At 62.0% G+C, this 21074-nt stretch carries 24 protein-coding genes; 6 read left to right on the top strand and 18 right to left on the bottom strand.

Annotated elements, in window-relative coordinates; genetic code table 11:
- Positions 1-225 precede the first annotated feature (225 nt).
- Both AC1RDJ_RS19975 and AC1RDJ_RS19970 read left to right on the top strand, forming a co-directional pair.
- Entirely contained in the window at positions 226-1743 is a 1518-nt protein-coding gene (locus AC1RDJ_RS19975; RefSeq protein WP_493028480.1) for an ice-binding family protein, read from the top strand.
- A gap of 13 nt (positions 1744-1756) precedes the next feature.
- A complete protein-coding gene (locus tag AC1RDJ_RS19970; protein ID WP_493028479.1) occupies positions 1757-2896 on the top strand; it encodes an OmpA family protein in 1140 nt (379 codons plus the stop codon).
- Between the two features lie 56 nt (positions 2897-2952).
- On the opposite strand, the gene AC1RDJ_RS19965 is transcribed toward AC1RDJ_RS19970, so the two are convergent.
- The 11 genes from AC1RDJ_RS19965 to tyrS form a co-directional block, all read right to left on the bottom strand.
- A complete protein-coding gene (locus tag AC1RDJ_RS19965) occupies positions 2953-3420 on the bottom strand; it encodes a YaiI/YqxD family protein (protein WP_071326709.1) in 468 nt (155 codons plus the stop codon).
- A gap of 32 nt (positions 3421-3452) precedes the next feature.
- Positions 3453-4508: a Holliday junction branch migration DNA helicase RuvB gene (gene ruvB, locus AC1RDJ_RS19960; RefSeq protein ID WP_101483827.1), complete on the bottom strand. Its 1056-nt coding sequence runs from the start codon at positions 4506-4508 to the stop codon at positions 3453-3455.
- 6 nt (positions 4509-4514) lie between these two features.
- Positions 4515-5093, bottom strand: a complete 579-nt coding sequence (ruvA, locus tag AC1RDJ_RS19955) for a Holliday junction branch migration protein RuvA (protein WP_070222695.1) — start codon at positions 5091-5093, stop codon at positions 4515-4517.
- Between the two features lie 47 nt (positions 5094-5140).
- Positions 5141-5680 carry a crossover junction endodeoxyribonuclease RuvC gene (gene ruvC, locus AC1RDJ_RS19950; RefSeq protein WP_034784777.1) on the bottom strand — a complete coding sequence of 180 codons (540 nt, stop codon included), beginning with the start codon at positions 5678-5680 and terminating at the stop codon, positions 5141-5143.
- A 184-nt stretch (positions 5681-5864) separates the two neighbouring features.
- A complete protein-coding gene (gene purH / locus AC1RDJ_RS19945; protein WP_289889414.1) occupies positions 5865-7451 on the bottom strand; it encodes a bifunctional phosphoribosylaminoimidazolecarboxamide formyltransferase/IMP cyclohydrolase in 1587 nt (528 codons plus the stop codon).
- Positions 7452-7546: 95 nt separating this feature from the next.
- Positions 7547-7780, bottom strand: coding sequence for a helix-turn-helix domain-containing protein (locus tag AC1RDJ_RS19940; RefSeq protein ID WP_008445162.1), 234 nt, complete (start codon positions 7778-7780; stop codon positions 7547-7549).
- Between the two features lie 178 nt (positions 7781-7958).
- Positions 7959-8999 carry a tRNA dihydrouridine synthase DusB gene (gene dusB, locus AC1RDJ_RS19935; RefSeq protein ID WP_493028478.1) on the bottom strand — a complete coding sequence of 347 codons (1041 nt, stop codon included), beginning with the start codon at positions 8997-8999 and terminating at the stop codon, positions 7959-7961.
- A 150-nt stretch (positions 9000-9149) separates the two neighbouring features.
- On the bottom strand, positions 9150-9794 hold the full coding sequence (locus tag AC1RDJ_RS19930) for a histidine phosphatase family protein (protein WP_071325396.1): 645 nt from the start codon (positions 9792-9794) through the stop codon (positions 9150-9152).
- Positions 9791-10432, bottom strand: a complete 642-nt coding sequence (locus AC1RDJ_RS19925) for a YbhB/YbcL family Raf kinase inhibitor-like protein (RefSeq protein ID WP_071325397.1) — start codon at positions 10430-10432, stop codon at positions 9791-9793. The genes AC1RDJ_RS19930 and AC1RDJ_RS19925 overlap by 4 nt, the downstream gene beginning before the upstream one ends.
- 130 nt (positions 10433-10562) lie before the next feature.
- Positions 10563-11009, bottom strand: coding sequence for a D-aminoacyl-tRNA deacylase (dtd, locus tag AC1RDJ_RS19920; RefSeq protein WP_289889411.1), 447 nt, complete (start codon positions 11007-11009; stop codon positions 10563-10565).
- Positions 11006-12271, bottom strand: a complete 1266-nt coding sequence (tyrS, locus tag AC1RDJ_RS19915; protein WP_071325399.1) for a tyrosine--tRNA ligase — start codon at positions 12269-12271, stop codon at positions 11006-11008. Before tyrS ends, dtd begins: the two co-directional genes overlap by 4 nt.
- A 154-nt stretch (positions 12272-12425) precedes the next feature.
- On the opposite strand from tyrS, the gene AC1RDJ_RS19910 reads away from it, so the two are divergent.
- Complete coding sequence (locus AC1RDJ_RS19910; protein WP_071325400.1) at positions 12426-13793, top strand: M23 family metallopeptidase; 1368 nt, start codon at positions 12426-12428, stop codon at positions 13791-13793.
- A gap of 150 nt (positions 13794-13943) precedes the next feature.
- Entirely contained in the window at positions 13944-15038 is a 1095-nt protein-coding gene (locus AC1RDJ_RS19905) for an anhydro-N-acetylmuramic acid kinase (RefSeq protein ID WP_493028477.1), read from the top strand.
- A 142-nt stretch (positions 15039-15180) separates the two neighbouring features.
- Here the strand turns inward: AC1RDJ_RS19905 and erpA are convergent, their stop codons facing one another.
- The 5 genes from erpA to rplM form a co-directional block, all read right to left on the bottom strand.
- Positions 15181-15543: an iron-sulfur cluster insertion protein ErpA gene (gene erpA, locus AC1RDJ_RS19900; RefSeq protein WP_029496047.1), complete on the bottom strand. Its 363-nt coding sequence runs from the start codon at positions 15541-15543 to the stop codon at positions 15181-15183.
- A gap of 98 nt (positions 15544-15641) precedes the next feature.
- On the bottom strand, positions 15642-16031 hold the full coding sequence (locus tag AC1RDJ_RS19895) for a bactofilin family protein (protein WP_071326711.1): 390 nt from the start codon (positions 16029-16031) through the stop codon (positions 15642-15644).
- A 98-nt stretch (positions 16032-16129) separates the two neighbouring features.
- Positions 16130-17167: an N-acetyl-gamma-glutamyl-phosphate reductase gene (gene argC / locus AC1RDJ_RS19890; RefSeq protein WP_493028476.1), complete on the bottom strand. Its 1038-nt coding sequence runs from the start codon at positions 17165-17167 to the stop codon at positions 16130-16132.
- 168 nt (positions 17168-17335) lie between these two features.
- Entirely contained in the window at positions 17336-17728 is a 393-nt protein-coding gene (gene rpsI, locus AC1RDJ_RS19885) for a 30S ribosomal protein S9 (protein ID WP_010393285.1), read from the bottom strand.
- A 9-nt stretch (positions 17729-17737) separates the two neighbouring features.
- Complete coding sequence (gene rplM / locus AC1RDJ_RS19880; protein WP_010393282.1) at positions 17738-18166, bottom strand: 50S ribosomal protein L13; 429 nt, start codon at positions 18164-18166, stop codon at positions 17738-17740.
- A gap of 225 nt (positions 18167-18391) precedes the next feature.
- On the opposite strand from rplM, the gene AC1RDJ_RS19875 reads away from it, so the two are divergent.
- Positions 18392-18820, top strand: a complete 429-nt coding sequence (locus tag AC1RDJ_RS19875; protein WP_071325403.1) for an OsmC family protein — start codon at positions 18392-18394, stop codon at positions 18818-18820.
- Between the two features lie 160 nt (positions 18821-18980).
- Here AC1RDJ_RS19875 and coq7 read toward each other — a convergent pair whose 3' ends face one another.
- Entirely contained in the window at positions 18981-19625 is a 645-nt protein-coding gene (coq7, locus tag AC1RDJ_RS19870) for a 2-polyprenyl-3-methyl-6-methoxy-1,4-benzoquinone monooxygenase (RefSeq protein WP_071325404.1), read from the bottom strand.
- Between the two features lie 87 nt (positions 19626-19712).
- Positions 19713-20144, bottom strand: a complete 432-nt coding sequence (locus AC1RDJ_RS19865; protein ID WP_071325405.1) for a hypothetical protein — start codon at positions 20142-20144, stop codon at positions 19713-19715.
- A 148-nt stretch (positions 20145-20292) separates the two neighbouring features.
- Here AC1RDJ_RS19865 and AC1RDJ_RS19860 point away from each other — a divergent pair, with 148 nt between their 5' ends.
- Positions 20293-21072, top strand: a complete 780-nt coding sequence (locus tag AC1RDJ_RS19860) for an ATP-binding cassette domain-containing protein (protein WP_493028554.1) — start codon at positions 20293-20295, stop codon at positions 21070-21072.
- Positions 21073-21074: the final 2 nt, after the last annotated feature.

The following is a 21074-nucleotide window of genomic DNA, read 5'->3' as shown; positions in this document are numbered from 1 at the left end:
CATGCGCGGAAGCAAAGCGTTGTTTTCAAACACAAGTAACCATTTCCAGAAGATATTTCAAATTGCCAGCAAGCTAAGCGCGCCACCGAACATACCTGAAGTTTCCTAAATGAAATAGTGCATGCCTGTGACGCCATCGCCCTGTAGCGAAGGGCGGCATGGCTCCGCAGGATGACCTCATCCGTGGATGCCTGGCAATGACTTGCCCAAGCACAAAGGAAACACATGAACCTCTTCCAACGATATCTGAACCCGCTGCTCATTTCGGCAGGTTTGCTGGCCATGGCCGCCCTGGCCGGTTGCGGCGGCGGCGACCAGGGACGCGCCCCCATCCTCGGCTTGCCGGCCACCACCCTTGCCAGCCTGACCGTCACGCCGGCGACGGCGACGGTGGCCATCGGCGCCGCCCAGCAATTCACGGCCATCGCCACGTACGGCGACGGCTCTTCGCAAGACGTCAGCGCCAAGGCGGCCTGGACGTCCGCCACGCCCACCAGCGCCACCGTCAATGCAGCCACAGGCCTGGGCACCGGCATTGCTGCCGGCAGCAGCAGCATCGGCGCCGCGTTCGGCGGCAAGAGCGCCAGCGCCGTACTGACCGTCACGCCGGCCGCGGTCGTGTCGATCGCCGTCAGGCCGCAAGACCCCATCGTTGCCGTTGCCGCCACGCGCCAGCTGGCCGTCCTTGCCACGTATTCGGATGGCAGCACCGTTGACGTGACCGCCAGCAGCAGCTTCGTTGCCGCCACGCCCGCTGTCGCCAGCGTCGCCAGCGGCGGCCTCGTCACGGGCCTGGCCTTCGGTAGCAGCGTCATGAACGCGAGCTTCAACGGCAAGACGGCCAGCACCAGCGTCACCGTGCCTGCCCACGCCCTGGTCAGCATCGCCGTCACGCCGGCCACCGCCAGCATCGCCGTCGGCGGCGTACAGCAATTTGTTGCCACGGCAACATATTCGGACGGTTCGAACGCCGTCGTCACCGCCGGCGCCACCTGGACATCGGGCACCGTTGCCAACGCAACCGTACTGAACACGGGCGTCGCCACCGGCATCGCCGTCGGCACCAGCAGCATCACCGCCACGGCCGGCGGCCAGTCGGGCAGCGCGCTGTTGACCGTCACGGCCGTCGCCATCCCGCCCGTCCTCAACCCGATCAACCTGGGCCGCGCGGCGCCGTTCGGCGTGCTGGCCGGCACCTCGATCACGAACAATTCGGGCGGCACCACCCTGATCACGGGCGACATCGGCGCGCCGTCGCAAACGGTCGATCCGACCCAGGCGGCAGGTTTCAGCAACTACAAGTCGGGCGCCATCCTGGCCGGCGCCATGACGGACCTGCAGGCGGCGATCACGGACGGCAACAGCCGCAGCTGCGATGTCAGCTTTGCCGGCGGCATCGACCTGGGCGGCCAGACCTTCGGCCCCGGCGTGTATTGCTATGCGGGCGCCATCAGCATCACGGGCACCTTGACCCTGAACGGTCCCGGCGTGTACATCTTCCGCACGGCGCTGACCCTGAACTCGACCGTCAACTCGGTGGTCGCCCTGAACAATGGCGCCACGGCCGACAACGTCAGCTGGCTGCCCGTCGGCCCCACCACCCTGGCCGCCAACAGCGTCTTCAAGGGCAACATCCTGGGCCAGTCGGCCGCCATCACGGTGGGCGACAATACGACACTGCTCAACGGCCGCGTGCTGACGGCAGCCGCCGTTACCCTGCGCAACAACCAGATCACCAAATAAACAGGACAGGACCATGACGATCGCACACACACTGGGCGCCCTGAGCGTGATGGCCGGCTCCCTGCTGGCAGCCCACTCGGCGCAAGCGCAGGACAGCACCTTCATCAACCCGGACTGGGCCAACAGCGCCTGGTACCTCGGCGCTGGCGTGGGCCAGTCGCGCGCCACCATCGACGAGCCGCGCCTGCGCGCCAGCCTCGCCGCCAACGGCGAAAGCGTCATCGCTTTCAACAAGGACGAGCGCGACACCGGCTATAAACTGTTTGTCGGGCGGCAATTGAACCCCTACCTGGCCGTGGAAGCCGGCTACTTTGACCTGGGCAAATTCAATTTCCAGTCCGCCAGCAGCGGCAATGGCGTGCTCAATGGAGAAGCGGCCTTTCGCGGCGTGAACCTGGACTTGCTGGGCCAGTTGCCGCTGTCGCAGCGCCTGTCGCTGCTGGGCCGTGTCGGCATGCACTACACCAGGACGAGTACGGAATTCAGCGGCAACCGCCTGCTGGGATCGACGAACACGCATGCCAGCGAGCGCAAGCTCAATGCCAAGCTGGGCCTGGGCCTCGAATACAAGTTCAGCGAAGCGCTGGCCTTGCGCGGCGAAGTCGAGCGTTATCGCCTGAACGATGCCGTCGGCAACCGCGGCGACGCCGACCTGTACTCCGTCAGCCTCGTGTACAAACTGGGCCGCCCGGCCAGCGCCACGCCCGCCTACCAGCCGGCGCCGGCAGTGGCGCCCGTCGTCACGATGGCGCCGCCGCTGATCGAGGCCAAGCCCGCACCGGCCCCCGTGGCGGAAAAAGTGTCGTTTGCTTCCGAGGCGCTGTTTGATTTCGATCAATCCACGCTCAAGCCGCAAGGCAAGACGGCGCTGGAGCAGTTGCTCGGCCAGTTGACGGGCATGGACCTGGAAGTCATCGTCACGGTCGGCCATACGGATGCCGTCGGTGCCGACGCCTACAACCAGAAACTGTCGCAGCGCCGCGCCGAAGCCGTCAAGGCTTACCTCGTGGCGCACGGTATCGAGACGAACCGCGTCTACACGGAAGGCAAGGGAGAGACGCAGCCCGTGGCCGACAACACGAGCGCCGCCGGACGCGCCAAGAACCGCCGCGTGACGGTGGAAGTGGTGGGCACGCGAAAAGTGCCGCGTTAAGCTAGCCGCACACATAAAAAAACCGGCCTGGCAGCCGGTTTTTTTTCGTCCCCAGATTATTGCGCCGGGGCCGGTTTGCGGTGGTGCTTGCTCAAATGCCGGTCGAGGCTGTTGGCGAATTGCTGCCGGTCCGACTGGCTGAAGGCGGCCGGGCCGCCCGTGTCGACACCGCCGCTGCGCAATTCCTCCATGAAGGCGCGCATCGTCAGTTGCTGGGCGATATTATCTTTCGTATAAAACTCGCCGCGCGGGTTCAGCGCGTAACCGCCCTTGGTGAGCACGTCGGCGGCCAGCGGGATGTCGCCCGTGACGACCAGGTCGCCCGCATTGAGCAGGCGCACGATTTCCTGGTCGGCCACGTCGGCGCCGGATGGCACTTGCACGGTGCGGATGAAACGCGACGGCGGCACGCGCAAGCCCTGGTTCGCCACCAGGGTCACGGGCAATTCCAGGCGGTCGGCCACGCGGTACAGGATTTCCTTGATGACCACGGGACAGGCATCGGCGTCGATCCAGATCTGCATGCCCGTGCTGGAAGATACGCCCTCTTCCACCATCACAGTTCCCACGCTTCGCCGCCAGGCCCCATGCGCGGCGCGCTGACGCCGAAATGCAGGTAGGCGGCCGGCGTGGCGACCCTGCCGCGCGGCGTGCGCTGCAAAAAGCCCTGCTGGATCAGATACGGCTCCAGCACATCTTCGATGGTGTCGGCCGCTTCGCCGATGGCGGCCGCCAGGTTCCCTATGCCGACGGGACCGCCGCCGAACTTGAACAGCACGGCTTCAAGCAGCTTGCGGTCCATCACGTCGAAGCCGACGGAATCGACGTCGAGCATGGCCAGCGCGCGGTCGGCCACCACCTTGGTGATCTCGCCATTGCTTTTGACTTCCGCGAAATCGCGCACGCGGCGCAGCAGGCGGTTGGCGATGCGCGGCGTGCCGCGCGCGCGCTGGGCGATCTCGTGCGCGCCTTCCGGGTCGATCGGGGCTTTCAACAGCGCCGCGCTGCGCGTGACGATCTTCGTCAGCTCGCCCGTGTTGTAGAACTCCAGCCGCGCCACGATGCCGAAGCGGTCGCGCAGCGGATTGGTCAGCATGCCGGCGCGCGTGGTGGCGCCGACCAGGGTAAACGGTTGCAAATCGAGCTTCACGGAACGGGCGGCCGGCCCTTCGCCGATCATGATATCGATTTGATAATCCTCGAGCGCCGGATACAGAATTTCCTCGACGACAGGCGACAGGCGGTGGATTTCATCGATGAACAGGACGTCGTTCGCTTCCAGGTTCGTCAGGATCGCCGCCAGGTCGCCCGGGCGCTCGAGCACGGGGCCCGAGGTCTGGCGCAGGTTGACGCCCATTTCGCGCGCAATGATGTGCGCCAGGGTCGTCTTGCCCAGGCCCGGCGGGCCGAACAGCAAGGTGTGGTCGAGCGCTTCCTTGCGCTGACGCGCGGCCGTGATGAAAATCTCGAGCTGGTCGCGGATCTTTTCCTGTCCCACATACTCATCGAGCTGCTTCGGGCGCAAGGCCCGTTCGATGGCCTCCTCGTTGTGCGAGATGGGCGCCGCGTCGATGATGCGCTGTTCCGTGAAGCTGTCGGTCTGGATGCTCATGCCTGATCAGCCTTTCGACAGCGCTTTCAGCGCCAGTTTGATGCCGTCGGAGACGCCGCTGCCGGCCGGCACGTTTTTCACGGCCGCCAGCGCTTCCTTGTCCGAATAGCCGAGCGCCACCAGGGCGTTGAGGATGTCCGATTGCGCGTCCGGCGCCGCGTGCGCGCCGCCGGCGCCGATATCGGCACCCAGCTTGCCCTTCAGTTCCAGCAATAGCCGTTCGGCCGTTTTCTTGCCAATGCCAGGCACTTTCACGAGACGGCCGGAATCCTGCAAGGTAATGGCTTGGGCCAGGTCGGCAATCGTCATGCCCGAGAGAATCGACAGCGCCATGCGCGCGCCCACGCCCGTGATCTTGATCAACTGGCGGAATACGGCCCGCTCGGCCGCATTGCCGAAGCCAAACAGCAGATGCGCATCTTCGCGGATGGCCTGGTGCGTGAACAGCACGACTTTCTCGCCCACGTGCGGCAGGTTGTAAAACGTGCTCATCGGCACGTCGACTTCATAGCCGACGCCCTGGCAATCGACCAGCAATTGTGGTGGATTCTTTTCAAGCAAAATACCGGAGAGACGGCCTATCATCGCGTGTTCCTAATGTTGTGTATATATATGAGGGCCAAGTTGACAACCTAGCCCACCAGGCGGCCGCGCTTCATGCGCAAGCCCTGCAACTGGGGCGCCAGCGCGCCTATCATGGCCAGCGCATCGATGCTGTTGGCATGGCAAATGGCCACGCCCAGCGCATCGGCCGCATCGGTGCCGGGCAAGCCTGGCAAGGACAGCAGGCGCGACACCATCTCCTGCACCTGCTCCTTGGCCGCCTTGCCATGGCCCGTGACGGCCTGCTTCACCTGCAGCGCCGTATATTCGGCCACCGAGAGGTCGGCATGCACGAGCGCGCAAATGGCCGCGCCGCGCGCCTGGCCCAGCAGCAGGGTCGATTGGGGGTTGACGTTGACAAACACTTTTTCGATGGCCGCGCAGTCGGGCTGGTAAGTGCCGACGATCTCGCTCACGCCCTGCAAGATGACCTTCAGGCGCGGCGGCAATTCCCCTTCGGACCCCGTCTTGACGGTACCCGAAGCGATATAGCGCAACTTGTTGCCGTGTTTTTCAATGACCCCAAAGCCGGTCGTGCGCAGGCCAGGATCGATGCCAAGAATAATCATCGCCAGATTCTATAATGAATACGGCAGGCACCGGTGAATAACCGGTGCCTGCCGCTGAGTACTTTATCGAGTAGGGGTAGGTCGGATTAGCGGGACGCGTCATCCGACATGCGTCGCCAACTGCCCTTGTCGGATGACGCGCAGCCTTCGGCCCCGCCAATCCGACCTACTTTCTCTATCTATATTAGTGACGGAAGTGACGCGTACCCGTGTAGAGCATGACGACGCCGCGCTCGTCGGCCGCATCGATCACTTCCTGGTCGCGCATGGAGCCGCCCGGATGGATGACGCAGGTCGCGCCCGCATCGACGACAACGTCGAGGCCGTCGCGGAACGGGAAGAAGGCGTCCGACGCCACCACGGAACCGGCCAGCGACAGGCCCGCGTTCTGCGCCTTGATCGAGGCGATGCGGGCCGAATCGATACGGCTCATCTGGCCAGCGCCCACGCCCAGGGTCATGTTGCCGCCGCAGAAGACGATGGCGTTCGACTTGACGAATTTCGCCACTTTCCAGGCGAACATCAGGTCGGACAATTGCTGCGGCGTTGGCTGCAGCTTGCTGACCACGCGCAGGTCGCCCATGGCGACGTTCTTCGCATCCGGCGATTGCACCAGCAAGCCGCCGCCCACGCGCTTGAAGTCCATGGCGTTGACGCCATTGCCCAGCGGGATTTCCAGCATGCGCACGTTTTGCTTGCTCGACAGAATCTGTTTCGCTTCGGCCGAGAACGACGGCGCGATCAGCACTTCGACGAACAGCTTGGCGATCTCGCCGGCGGTAGCGCCGTCCAGTTCGGTATTAAACGCGATGATGCCGCCGAATGCCGAGGTCGGGTCCGTCTGCAGGGCGCGCGCGTACGCTTCGGCCGCATTCTTGCCCAGCGCGACGCCGCAGGGGTTCGCGTGCTTGACGATGACGCAGGCGGCGCTTTGCTCGAAACCGCCGAGGCTCTTCACGCATTCCCAGGCCGCATCGGCATCGGCGATGTTGTTGTACGACAATTCCTTGCCTTGCAGCTGGCGGTAGTTGGCCAGCGCGCCGTCGGTGACGGCCAGGTCGCGGTAGAAGGCGGCGCTCTGGTGCGGATTCTCGCCGTAGCGCATGTCTTGCACTTTCTCAAATGCGACATTCAGGATTTGCGGATAGGCGCCGCGCTCGGCGTGCACTTTCGTCGGGCCCAGGCTGGTCAGGTAATTGGTGATGGCGCCATCGTATTGCGCCGTATGCGCAAAGACTTTTTTCGCCAGCATGAATTTGGTGTCGTAACTCACGTCGCCGGCCTTGCCGTCGGCCGCACGCATTTCCGCCAGCACCACGTCGTAGTCGGTGGGGTCGCAGATGACGACCACGTCCTTGTGATTCTTGGCCGCCGAACGCAGCATGGTCGGGCCGCCGATATCGATGTTCTCGATGGCGTCTTCCAGGGTGCAATCGGCCTTGGCCACCGTGCCCTGGAACGGGTACAGGTTGACCACCACCATGTCGATGGTCGGCATGTCGTGCTCGACCAGTTTCGACATGTGCTCAGGGAAATCGCGGCGCGCCAGGATACCGCCATGCACTTTCGGGTGCAGCGTCTTCACACGGCCATCGAGCATCTCCGGGAAACCCGTGTAATCGGCGACTTCCGTCACGGGAACACCGTTGTCCGCCAGCAATTTGGCGGTGCCGCCGGTGGACAGGAGGTTGACGCCGAGCGCGGACAGGGCGCGGGCGAATTCGAGTACGCCGGTCTTGTCGGAAACGGAGAGGAGAGCTTGTTTGATCATGGCTGTGGCTAGGTGGTTAAGTGTTCTTGGCGAATGGCGCAGGCCCGGGCCGGGCTGCGGCGGATTCAAATCTTGGCGTCACTTGCATGCCGGCATTACAGCAAACCGTGCTCCTGCAATTTCTTGCGCAGGGTATTGCGGTTGATGCCCAGCATCTGCGCGGCGTGCGACTGGTTGCCATCGGCGCGTGTCATCACGACTTCCAGGATGGGCTTTTCCACGGTCAGCACGACCATGTCGTAGATATTCGATGCTTGCTGTTCGCCCAGGTCATTGAAGTAATCTTCTAGACTTTTCTGTACGACTTCCTGAATGCTTTCTTTGCTCATTTTTATGCTTCAACCGGCTGAACACCTGACAATCCGCTGCCGCGTCGCTCATGCGGTCCGCGTGCTGCCGTCTTGTCTCGGTGTGTAATTAATATTGCATGACGCTCTGTATAGGCGCTCGCCCTTGTATTGCTTTTAACTTGCTGCTTAACTTATACGTAACTTTCTTGCTATCTGCTCATGCTGCCGTGGCCGCTTCTATCAGGCCACTTTCACTGGATTCGGCGAGGCGGTATTGTAACCGTTCGCCAAATTTCCATTGCGACTCAAAAAATTGATCGACGGCCAGCAACTGCGCTTCCGTCGACTCGAGCAAGTTCATTTGCTGTCGGAACGCTTCGCCGCCTTCCAGGTCTTTCACATACCAGCCGATGTGCTTGCGCGCCGTGCGCACGCCGAGAAATTCGCCATAAAACGCGTAGTGGGCGCGCAAATGCTCATCCATCAGTGCGCGCACTTCATCCACGTACGGCGCCGGCAGCAAGGTGCCGGTGCGCAGGAAATGATCGATTTCACGGCAAATCCACGGCCGGCCCTGCGCCGCGCGGCCGATCATGACGGCATCGGCGCCTGTTTGATCCAGCACAAAACGGGCTTTTTCCGGGCTGGTAATGTCGCCATTGGCCACCACGGGAATGCCCACCGATGCTTTCACGGCAGCAATGGTTTCATATTCAGCATCGCCTTTGTAGCCATCGGCGCGCGTGCGGCCGTGCAAGGTCAGCATCTGGATGCCGGCCTGCTCGGCGATGCGGGCGATGGTCAGGGCGTTCTTGTTGGAACGGTTCCAGCCCGTGCGAAATTTCAGGGTGACGGGCACGTCGACGGCGTTGACGACGGCATGCAAAATCTTCTCGACCAGGCTTTCATCTTGCAGCAGGGCCGAACCGCACCAGCTGTTGCACACCTTCTTCACGGGGCAACCCATGTTGATGTCGATGATCTGCGCGCCCCGGTCCACATTGAACTTGGCGCAGTCGGCCAGGTCTTGCGGATCGGCGCCGGCGATCTGCACGGCTTTCGGCTCCATTTCGCCCTCATGGTCCGTGCGGCGCGAACTTTTTTCCGTCGCCCACAGGCGCGGATTCGACGCCGCCATCTCCGACACGGCATAGCCTGCCCCCAGCTGCTTGCACAACTGGCGGAAAGGCCGATCCGTCACGCCGGCCATGGGAGCGACGAAAACGTTGTTGCGCAGAATGTGAGGGCCGATTTGCACTGAAGAACCTGGAATGGACGGAGGAACCTGCTATTTTAACCGATTCCCTGCCTAATTAATAAGCACTATTTTTTCGCTTCAGTGCGCCAGGGCGTGCATCGCGCTTGTGCAGCACAGCAAAATGGGGCCGTGGCGGCACTGGCCCCGCTCTTAGCCCAGCTCGTCCATTGCGGGCGCGCTCAGGTGTTCGATATTTCCCCAGTGCACTAAATGCAGCTTGCCGTCCGCGTACGAAAAGCGGTTCACACTGGCATTTTTCACCTGGAAGTCACGTGGACTGTCGAGCGTCATGCCAACCGCCTCGCGGTAAGCGCACTCGAGCACGCCGCCGTGCGCCACGATGGCGATCGTCTGGCCGTCATGCTGCTGGGCCCAGCGGGCGATGGCGCCATTCGCGCGCGCATAGAACTGGCGAAAGCTTTCGGCCTGGCGCTCGCCGGACGGCATCACGGCGTCGATCTGGCGCGATTGCCATTGCGCATACTCGTGCGGATAGCGCGCGGCGATGTCCGCATACAGCAAGCCTTCGAAGGCGCCATAGCAGCGCTCGCGCAGCAAGGGGTCTGCCTGCACCGGCAACTGCTGCACGTCGGCCACGGCTTGCGCCGTCTGCTGCGCGCGTTGCAGATCGCTGGCGATGATGGCGGCCAGCGGCTCGTCAGCCAGCGCCTGCCCCAGCGCGGCCGCCTGCGCCAGGCCCGCCTCGTTCAGGGCGATGTCGATATGGCCCTGCAGGCGGCGGTCCGCATTCCAGGCCGTTTCGCCATGGCGTATCAATAAAATGGTTGTGCTCATGTTTTCAAGGTAAGTGCCAGCTCGGGGTTGAGCGAGTAGGCGACGACGAGTTGCGCTTCGTCAAGAATGTGGCCGTAAATGGCAGCGTAGGCTTGCTGCCCCGTAAAACGCTCGGGCAAGTCCAGACGCGGCACGTCGAGCGCATACAGGCGGAAGATATAGTGGTGGATGCGTTCGTCATTCCACGGCGGACACGGGCCATCGTAGCCATAATAGTCGCCTGCCATGGCGGCATCGCCGGCAAACCAGCCCGTGTAGTCGTTGAGACCCTGGCGCAATTGCAGCGGTCCGCCTGCGGCCGTCTTGCCATGGGGCGTGATGCCGCTGGAAAACTCGCCAGCGGCAATGGCCCGCATGGCCAGGGGAATATCGAGCAAGCTCCAGTGGTAAAAGTCGCCGCGCGGCGCGGCCAGCGGCAAGGTCCGGTCGTCGCGGTTGACGAGGCTGGCGTCCTGCGGCGCATCGGGGTCGATGCAGAACAACACCAGCGACTCGGTGCCATTCGGCACCTCGTCCCAGGCCAGGTGGGGATTGCGGTTGCCGGCAAGGCGCACGCGGCTGGCCGGATCGATCTCGGCAAAAGCATATTCGGCCGGCATCAGGCCGCCATCACGAAAGGTCTCGCTCCACAACTTCATCGCTTGCTCCTCTTTATAATTATAATTTCAGCAACAAACCATGGCGAGCGGCAGCCAGTCGGGGCCGAGAAGCGCAACTGTGCCGAAGCACAGGAGCATCGCAGGCCGCACATGGCGACGCGCAGCAGGTTTATTTGGCATTCACTTGCAGCCAGAACGTGACGGGCCCGTCATTCGTCAGCGACACCTGCATGTCGGCGCCGAACTGCCCCGTTTGCACGGTCGCATGGCGGCTGCGCGCCTGTTCCACGAAATGCGTGAACAGGCGCAAGCCGTCCTGCGGCGCGGCGGCCGGCGTGAACGACGGGCGCGTGCCGGACTTGGTGTCGGCCGCCAGCGTGAACTGCGGCACCAGCAGCAAGCCGCCGGCCACGTCCGTCACGCTGCGGTTCATCTTGCCCGCCGCGTCGGCAAAGACGCGGTAACCGAGCAACTTGGCCAGCAAGGCATCCGCTTCCTTCTCCGTATCGCCGCGCTCGGCGCACACGAGCACCATCAGGCCCCCGTCGATGGCGCCGATGGTGGCGCCGGCAACATCGACCTTCGCCTGCGTGACGCGCTGCAGCAGCGCGATCATGCCGTCAAGGTGACGCGCGCAAACTTGCGCTTGCCAACTTGCAACACCAGCACGCCCGCCGCCACTTGCAAGCCCTTGTCGCTGATGACGGTGCCGTCGATGCGCACGCCGCCCTGCTCGATCATGCGCATGGCTTCCGACGTCGACGGGCACAGGCCTGCCTGTTTCAGCAATTGCGGGATGCCCAGCGGCGCGCCGGCCAGCGTCACTTCCGGGATATCGTCGGGAATGCCGCCCTTCGAGCGGTTGACGAAGTCGGCCAGCGCATCTTCCGCCGCCTGCTGCGAGTGGAAGCGGGCGACGATTTCTTGCGCCAGCGCAACCTTGGCGTCGCGCGGATTGCGGCCGCCTTCCACTTCGCTCTTCAGCTGCGCCAGTTCGGCGATCGAGCGCCACGACAGCAGCTCGTAGTAGCGCCACATCATGACGTCGGAAATGCTCATCAGCTTGGCGAACATGGTGTTGCCCGGTTCCGTGATGCCGATGTAATTGTTCTTCGACTTGGACATTTTTTCCACGCCGTCCAAACCTTCCAGCAGCGGCATGGTCAAAATACACTGCTGTTCCTGTCCGTACTGCTTTTGCAGTTCGCGGCCCACGAGCAGGTTGAACTTCTGGTCCGTGCCGCCCAGTTCCAGGTCCGACTTCAGGGCCACCGAATCGTAGCCCTGCATCAGCGGGTACAGGAATTCATGCACGGAAATAGGAATGCCGCCCTGGAAGCGCTTGGTGAAGTCGTCGCGTTCGATCATGCGCGCCACCGTGTAGTGGGAAGCGAGCTGGATGATGCCGCGCGCGCCCAGCGGATCGCACCATTCCGAGTTATAGCGGATTTCGGTCTTGCTGGCGTCCAACACTAAAGATGCTTGCGCGAAATACGTCATCGCGTTAATCTCGATCTGTTCCTTGGTCAGCGGCGGGCGCGTGACGTTGCGGCCCGAAGGGTCGCCGATCATGGAAGTAAAATCGCCGATCAGGAAAATGACTTGATGGCCGAGGTTTTGCAGCTGGCGCATCTTGTTCAGTACCACGGTATGGCCCAGATGCAAGTCGGGTGCAGTCGGGTCCAGGCCCAGTTTGATGCGCAGCGGAACGCCCGTTTTCTCGGAGCGTGCTAATTTTTGCGCAAATTCGCTTTCGATCAAGAGTTCGTCGACGCCACGCTTGGTAATCGCGAGGGCTTCTTGTACTCTGTCCGACAGCGGAAGCGCGGTCTGAGCTGCGTTAGCCTTTGTAGGCGATGCGGTGGTGTTGATTTCCATAAAATTTGACTGTAGATCTCAAAATGGTAGTAGGTTTGCGGAGTTTGCTATAATGCTCGATCCCATCAATCTTGCCGTATGAAAACGAATCAAAATAACAATAACAAAGAGCGCTAGTTCAGGTATCGTTCAAGGGCAAATTTTAACTGATTGCATGAACCCTATACATAAAATCACAGGCTCACGCTTGTACACACAGCTGGCGACGACACGCAAGGCACGCATTATTGGCGTGTCGGCAGTGCTGCTCGCCGTGGTCGCCTTCGGCGCGGCCGGTGTGGCCCCGCTGGCGCCCGACGCGTCCGACCTGCCGGTCAAGTCGATCGCCCAGAACCTGGAAATGCCTGACCTCGCCTCGCAAATTTCCGCGATGGAACAGGTAGACCAGAATTTCACCCACGAAGAAAAAGTCCGCGCCGGCGATACCCTCGCCACCCTGCTGACCCGTCTCGGCGTGGATGATGCGGCGGCCGCCAATTTCATCAAGACCGACAAGATCGCGCGCGGCGTGATGTTGCTGAAATCGGGCAAGCGCGTGCAAGCGCAAACGTCCGAAAACGGCGACCTCAACTGGATGCGCGCCACGCTTGTCGACGGCACCGACAAATCGGTCAAGAACATCCTGATCACCCGCAAGGGCGACAAGTTCGTGGCCACGGAAGTGGCAGCCCAGCTGGAACGCCGCGTTGAAATGCACGCGCGCAAGATTACCTCCACCCTGTTCGCCGCCACCGACTCCAGCCTGGACGGCACCCGCCTGCCAGACTCGATTTCCGCGCAAATCGTGGAAATGTTCTCCACCAATATCGACTTCCGCTCCGACCTGAAACGCGGCGACTCGTTTAATGTTGTCTACGAAACGTTCTGGCAAGATGGCGAATTCGTCCGAGCGGGCCGCATCCTGGCCGGTGAATTCACCAACCGCGGCACGACTTACCAGTCCGTTTGGTTCGAAGACCCAGCCAGCAAGCAAGGCGGCGGTTACTACAGTTTCGACGGCAAGTCCCTCAAAAAAGCCTTCCTGAAATCCCCCCTCGAATTTTCCCGCATCTCGTCCGGCTTCTCCATGCGCGTGCACCCGATTTCCGGCAACTGGAAAGCGCATAAAGGCATCGATTTCGCTGCAGCAACGGGCACGCCTATCCGCGCTTCGGGCGACGGCGTGGTCGATTCCGTCGGCATGCAAAACGGCTACGGCAATGTTGTTGTCCTGAAACACTGGGCCAACTACACGACGGCCTACGCCCACATGAGCCGCTTCGCTTCCGGCCTGAAAAAAGGCCAGAAAGTGAGCCAGGGCGATGTGATCGGCTACGTCGGCACCACCGGCTGGTCGACGGGCGCCCACTTGCACTATGAATTCCGCGTCGGCGGCGTGGCACAAGACCCAAGCAAGCTGAACGTACAAGCACAGGCGCCGCTGACGGCCGCCGAGCTGAGCCGCTTCCGCATGGTGTCGGCCGACATGATGCACCGCTTCACCCTGCTGCGTCCGAACGATACGGCACTGGCGTCGCGCTAAGCGACACTGCCTTCGGGCAATAGACTAAGGCACCGCCCATGCAGATGGCCGGTGCCTTTGTTTTATGTGCGCGTGCTTCCCGTGCGCTTTTGCGTACGGCACAAATGCGGCACAATCCATACCATCACTTACGCACGCGAGGAAACACCCATGCTGTATATCGGTTTAATGTCTGGCACCAGCCTGGATGGCGTCGATGGCGCGCTGGTCGACTTTTCTGACGATGGCGGCGTGCGCAGCCTGGGCGACGCGTATATTGCCTTTCCCGCCAGCCTGCGCGCCGACCTGATGGCGCTGCAAGGCGCGGGGCACGATGAAATCGAACGCGAGGCGCTGGCCGCCAACGCGCTGGTGCGCCATTACGCCGACTGCGTCGCCGTGCTGCTCGATAATGCGGGCATCGGCCCGGACGCCATCGCCGCCATCGGCGCGCATGGCCAGACCATCCGCCACCGCCCCGAACTGGGATTTACGCGCCAGTTGAACAATCCGGCCCTGCTGGCCGAACTGACGGGCATCGACGTCATCGCCGACTTGCGCAGCCGCGACGTGGCGGCCGGCGGCCAAGGCGCGCCGCTGGTGCCCGCCTTTCACCAGGCCGTCTTCAATGCGCCCGGCCACACGCGCGTGGTGGCCAATATCGGCGGCATCGGCAATATCAGCGTGCTGCATGCGGATGGCACGGTGACGGGCTACGATACGGGCCCCGGCAACGCGCTGATGGATGGCTGGGTCTTGCAGCACCTGGGACAGCCCTACGACGCCAACGGCGCCTGGGCCGCCACGGGCAAAGTCTTGCCTGCCCTGCTGGCCGAGCTGCTCAATGAAGCGTATTTTGCCTTGCCGGCGCCGAAAAGCACGGGCCGCGACCTGTTCCACGCCGAGTGGCTCAACAGAAAACTGGCCAGCCACCCCGGCGCCAGCCCCGCCGACGTGCAAGCCACGCTGACCCAGCTGACGGCCGCCAGCCTGGCGCACGCCATCGCGCGCGATGGGGCGCAGGCGGAAACCGTGTATGTGTGCGGCGGCGGCGCGCAGAACGCCAGCCTGATGGCGGCCCTGGCCCGCGCATTGCCGGGCATGGCGGTGGCATCGACGGCAGCGCTGGGCGTGGCGCCCAGCCAGGTCGAGGCGCTGGCATTCGCCTGGCTGGCCTGGCGCTTTACACAGCGCAAGCCGGGCAACTTGCCGGCCGTGACGGGAGCGAAGGGACTGCGGGTGCTCGGCGCGCTGTATCCGCGTTAACAAGGAACAAGCGTTCCAGAAACACAAATAGCGGATCATCGATCCGCTATTTTCTTACTTGCCCAACATTCTTACAAGCGTGCCTGAACAATGTTCAGGGCAAGCCCATGCAATGCCGCCATGGGCACTTTCTCAGGTGTGCTTATACCGAGAACGAGGAACCGCAACCGCAGGTCGACGTCGCAGTCGGATTCTTGATCACGAATTGCGCGCCTTCCAGGTCATCCTTGTAGTCGATTTCCGCGCCGACCAGGTACTGGTAGCTCATGGAATCGATCAACAGCTGGACGCCGTTCTTGACCATGGTGGTGTCATCTTCATTGACGATTTCATCGAAGGTGAAGCCGTACTGGAAGCCGGAACAGCCGCCACCCTGCACGAACACGCGCAATTTCAGGTCGGGATTGCCTTCTTCTTCGATCAGCTGCGCGACTTTTTCGGCGGCGCTATCGGTAAAGATAATAGGCGAAGGGATCACATCTTGCATTTCAGCGACGGCATTCATATCAGGCACTCCTACTAGAAAACATTAAGTCATTATAGACTGTTGGCGCAACTCGCGCTGCCGCTGCCGCTGATGCGGCTGGACGGTGTTGTTCCTGCTCACATTTCCGACACGGCCAGGTGCAGCACGGGGTCGGCGCTGTCGTGGCGACTCAGCTTGCCCTGCACCAATGCGCCGCTGTGCATTTCCAGCACCTTGTAATAGACCTCACCTACAATGCGGGCTTTCGGCTGGATTTCAAGCATTTCGGACACGTACACGGGCCCGTTGATCTCGCCGCTGACGACCAGGCACGAACAGCGCACTTCGCCGTCGATGCGGCCCGCTTCGCCCAGCACCACATACGTGGGTTCGCCCGACTCGCCCGTGACGTTGCCGCGCACATGGCCATCGATGCGCAAGCCGCCGCAAAACAGCAAGTCGCCCTCGATCCGCGTCGAGGCGCCGATCAGGGTGTCGATGGGGTTTTTCGCATTGCGCTCGAACATGAACGTCATCCTATCGGGGTACGCGGCAGTCCAATTTATCACAGGTCCGGCAAAAAGGCGCCGGACCTGCGCAAGCACTGGTGCCTATATGCCCATATTTAAGGCATCACGGCGATATGTTGCAAACCAGCCGTTTCCTTCAAGCCAAACATCAAGTTCATGCATTGCACGGCCTGGCCCGACGCGCCCTTGACCAGGTTATCCTGCACGACGAGCACGATGACGGTGTTGCCGCCTTCGGGACGGTGCAAGGCCAGGCGCAGCATGTTCGAGCCGCGCGTGGAGCGGGTTTCCGGATGCGAGCCGAATGGCATGACGTCGACGAAAGGCTCGTCCTTGTATTGCTCTTCGAACAAGGCTTGCAATTCGTCATTACTGACGTCCTTGCTCAACTGCGCGTACAGGGTCGAATGCATGCCGCGTATCATCGGCACCAGGTGCGGCGTGAAGGTCAGCGCCACTTTCTCGTCCGTGAAGCGCTGCAATTGCGCCGTCGTTTCCGGCAGGTGGCGGTGGCCGGCCACGCCATAGGCCTTGAAACTGTCGCTGCTTTCCGAGAACAGGATGCCGATTTCCGCCTTGCGGCCGGCGCCGGACACGCCCGACTTGCAGTCGGCGATCAAGCCGCCCGCATTGACGAGGCCCGCCTTCAGCAGCGGGTAAAAGCCCAGCTGCATGGTGGTCGGGTAGCAGCCGGGGTTGGCGACCAGCCTGGCCTGCTTGATATCGTCGCGGTTCAGTTCCGGCAAGCCATACACGGCCTGGGCTATCAGCTCGGGCGCCGTGTGGGGAATCTTGTACCACTGCTCGAACTTGGCCTGGTCCTTCAGGCGGAAGTCGGCGGCCAGGTCGATCACTTTCACGCCCGCGGCCAGCAGGGCCGGCGCTTGCGCCATGGCAACACCATGCGGGGTGGCAAAGAAGACCACGTCGCACTGCTCCAGATTGGCTTTATCGGGCGAGGAAAACGCCAGTTTCACGTGGCCGCGCAGGGAAGGATACATGTCGGCAACGGGCAAGCCATCTTCCTTGCGCGAGGTAATCGCCGTCAACTCGACATCTGGATGGGTAGCGAGCAGGCGCAGCAACTCCACGCCCGTGTATCCAGTGCCGCCGACGATGCCAACTTTGATCATGTTCTTTCCTTGTGTATATATTGCATAGAGATGGAGGGGAAACGGTCCCCGCGGGTTTTCCGCGTATTTTACAGCGCAACGCAGAGTCACGCTGAAATGCAAAAAAGCCGCGGGACCGAAGTCCAGCGGCTTTTCGACCAGCACCGGGAAGGTGCTGCAGCGTAAAAATTAACGCTTCGAGAATTGTTTTGCGCGACGTGCTTTGCGCAGACCAACTTTTTTACGCTCGACTTCACGTGCATCGCGGGTCACGAAGCCGGCTTTCGCCAGTTCCGGTTTCAACGCTGCATCGTAGTCGATCAGAGCGCGGGTGATGCCGTGACGAACTGCACCAGCCTGGCCCGACTCACCGCCGCCATGGACGTTGACTTTAATGTCGAAACGCTCGACATTGCCGGTCAGTTCCAGTGGTTGACGGATGACCATCAGACCCGTTTCGCGCGAAAAGTATTCGTTTGCTGGTTTGCCGTTAACAACGATCAAGCCTGTGCCAACTTTGATAAAAACCCGAGCCACTGCACTTTTGCGACGGCCGGTTCCATAATTGTAATTACCGATCATGTCAGTTCCTTAGAGAACAAGTGCTTTAGGTTGCTGAGCAGCGTGCGGATGGGAACCTTCCGCGTACACTTTCAGCTTCTTGATCATTGCGTAGCCGAGTGGGCCTTTAGGCAGCATGCCTTTGACCGCTTTCTCAAGCGCGCGACCTGGAAAACGCTGTTGCATTTTCTGGAAGTTGGTTTCGTAGATGCCGCCTGGATAGCCAGAGTGACGGTAGTAAATTTTCTCAGTAGCTTTGGTACCGGTCACACGCAGTTTGCCTGCGTTGATGACGACGATGAAGTCGCCGGTATCGACGTGAGGAGTAAATTCTGGTTTGTGTTTGCCGCGCAGTCGGAGTGCCACTTCGCTGGCAACACGTCCGAGGACTTTGTCCGTCGCGTCAACCACGAACCAATCGCGCTGGACTTCATGTCCTTTAGCGGAAAATGTTTTCATGTTGACTTCCTAATAGATTACACGCTCAAATGGTGGTTCCGCCGATGTTGCTGTGCGGACTCTGCCTTATTTACTTTTCCTGAGCGAACGGAAAGCCGACAAGTATAAGCGGCTTTGCCTTGCCGCGTCAAGCCGCAATCGAGGCCGGCTGCGGCCCGGCGGGCGGCACATGGACAGGCGTTCCTCTATTACAATACAAAACGCTTACAATTTTCGGAGAGTACGATGGAATGCAAAGTCAGCTGGAATGGCCCGTCGGGCATGAGTTTTCGGGCAGAAACGGGTTCCGGCCACCTGGTGACCATGGATGGCGCGCCCGATGGCGGCGGCCACAACCTGGCGCCGCGCCCCATGGAAATGGTCTTGCTGGGCACGGGCGGCTGCACCGCCTATGACGTGGTGCTGATCCTGAAACGGGGACGCGAGGCCGTCAGCGGCTGCGAAGTGACCCTGAAGGCCGACCGCGCCGAGACCGACCCGAAAGTGTTTACCAAGATCCACTTCCACTTCACCGTGCGTGGCAAGGCCCTGAAACCGACGGCCGTGGAACGGGCCGTGGCCTTGTCGCATGACAAATATTGCTCAGCGTCTATCATGCTGGCGAAAACCGCCGAGATTACGCATTCCTTCGAAATCATCGAAGAAAGCGCCTGACCAAACCTACTGCGCATCGGCATAGGCGGCCTGCGATGCTCACCGTGCCCTGGCACGGTTGCGCTTCTCGACCACCTCTCCCTTCCGCTCGCTACGGTTTTGTCAGGCGTTTCACGGCTCAGGCATGCATAAAAAAGGCGCTCTTCAGAGCGCCTTTGTTTTAAATGTAATACGCGGTTTTTGTCATGACTTTCCCCATGATGCCCATCAGCGCCTTCACGGGCGCCGGGGTGTCGATGGCGCCCAGTCGCTGGGCGGCGGCACCGTGCTCGACCTCGTCGATGGCCATCTGTTTCACGATGGCGCGCGATTTGGCGTCCTGCGGCGGCAATTCTTCCAGGTGGCTGGCCAGGTGCGCCTCCACCTGGCGCTCCGTTTCCACCACGAATCCCAGGCTGCGGCCGTCGCCCATGCGCGCGGCGATGGTACCCAGCGCAAACGATCCCGCATACCACAGGGGATTGAGCAGGCTCAGACGCGAGCCCAGCTCCGTCAGGCGCTGCGCCGTCCAGGCCAGGTGGTCTTCCTCTTCGCGGCCCGCCTCGTCGAACTGGGCGCGGATGGCCGGGCTGTGCGCATAGCGCGCCTGCGAGTTGTACAAGGCTTGCGCGCAGACTTCACCGACATGGTTGACGCGCATCAAACCGGCGCTGTGGCGCTGCTCGGCCGCGCTCAGTTCCGCGTCCGGCGCATGCGCGGCCGGCGAAGGGCGCGAGGCGGACGCCACGCCCGCCATGACGCGCAAGGCCTTGTCGGCGCCGACAATCAAACGATCCAGGGGGTGAAAGTAGCGGTTCGCGGTCATCGTGGCTATGCTCATGAGTAGGAAAACATGAATTATAGGACGATCGCGGCCCGGCATGCCCACGTCGCGCGCAGGGCGAACGGGGCTTTATTGACTTGTGCGCGCTTTTTCCCGCTCGATCCAGTCCACCACGGGACCGACGGCGTCGAGGCCGGACAGGCTTTTCGCCACGCCCAGGTTCAGCGAAATGAGGAAGGAAATGCTGTCGACGGGAATATCGGGGCAATGCTGGCCGAAGGCGGCCAGGAAGCGCTCCGATTGCAGCACGCGCAAGACTTTTTCGCCGCTCATGAATTGCAGCACGCTGGCAATACTGTGCCCGCCACCAATCGAGTGGTAAATGAACCGGTTGTAACGGGCGTCGATCTGCTTGAAATCGAGCGTTTCCTCCGTCATCAGGCCGGCCAGGTAATACAGGCCCAGGCTGACGCGAAAGAAACCGATGGCTTCGGCACTGGTCATGCCGGCGCGCGCCACGGCCAGCACCCTGTCCTGCATCGCCTGATCGATCGTTTGCATTGCACTCTCCCGCGCCGTCTGCCGGCGCCTACCGGGCCAGCTTGCATGAAGATGCTGTTTTTTTCAATAGACCAAACGATATTTCCATCTTGCAAGTTACATTTTTTGCATGCTACTCTCGTTCTTCCCCGTCGAATGGATGAATTACATGATTGAGGTCAAGCACCTGGCAAAACGTTTCCGCCTGCCGCCCCACAAGGGCAAGGCCGTGCACGTCAGCGACCCGCGCGAGCATGACGGCTGGTTCCACGCCGTGCGCGACGTCAGTTTCAGCTGCGGTCCCGGTGAAGTGCTGGGCTTGCTGGGACCGAATGGGGCCGGCAAGACAACCACCCTGCGCCTGTTGTCGACGGCCTTGCAGGCGGACGCGGGCAGCGCCCTCGTCAACGGTGTCGACGTGCTGCAGCAGCCGCTGGTGGCGCGCCAGAGCATCGGCTTCCTGTCCGGCTCGACGGGCCTGTACGGCCGCCTGACGGCGCGCGAGAACGTGGAATACTTCGGCCGCCTGCACGGCATGCCGGCCGACAAGCTGAAACGCCGCTGCGACGAGCTGTTCGCCCTGCTGCAGATGGAGGAGTACGGCAGCAAGCGGGCCGACCAGCTGTCGACGGGCATGAAACAGAAGTGCGCGATCGCCCGCACCGTCGTGCATGAGCCGCAAGTGGTGATCCTCGACGAACCGACGACGGGCCTGGACGTGATGTCGGCGAAGATATTGCTCGACTTCATCGCCAGCTACAAGGCGCTGCGCGTGCCGCTGATCTTTTCCACCCACCACCTGCACGAGGTGGAAAAGCTGTGCGACCGGGTCTGCATCATCAACCGCGGCACCACGGCCTTCAACGGCACGGTCGACGCGCTGCGCCATCTGGGCGGCAGCGCCGACCTGTACGACGCCTTTGTCAGCGTCATCAACCAGGGAGCCTGACG

The sequence above is a fragment of the Janthinobacterium sp. GW822-FHT07H10 genome (assembly GCF_058798675.1).
This window is presented reverse-complemented; position numbering and strand designations above follow the sequence as displayed.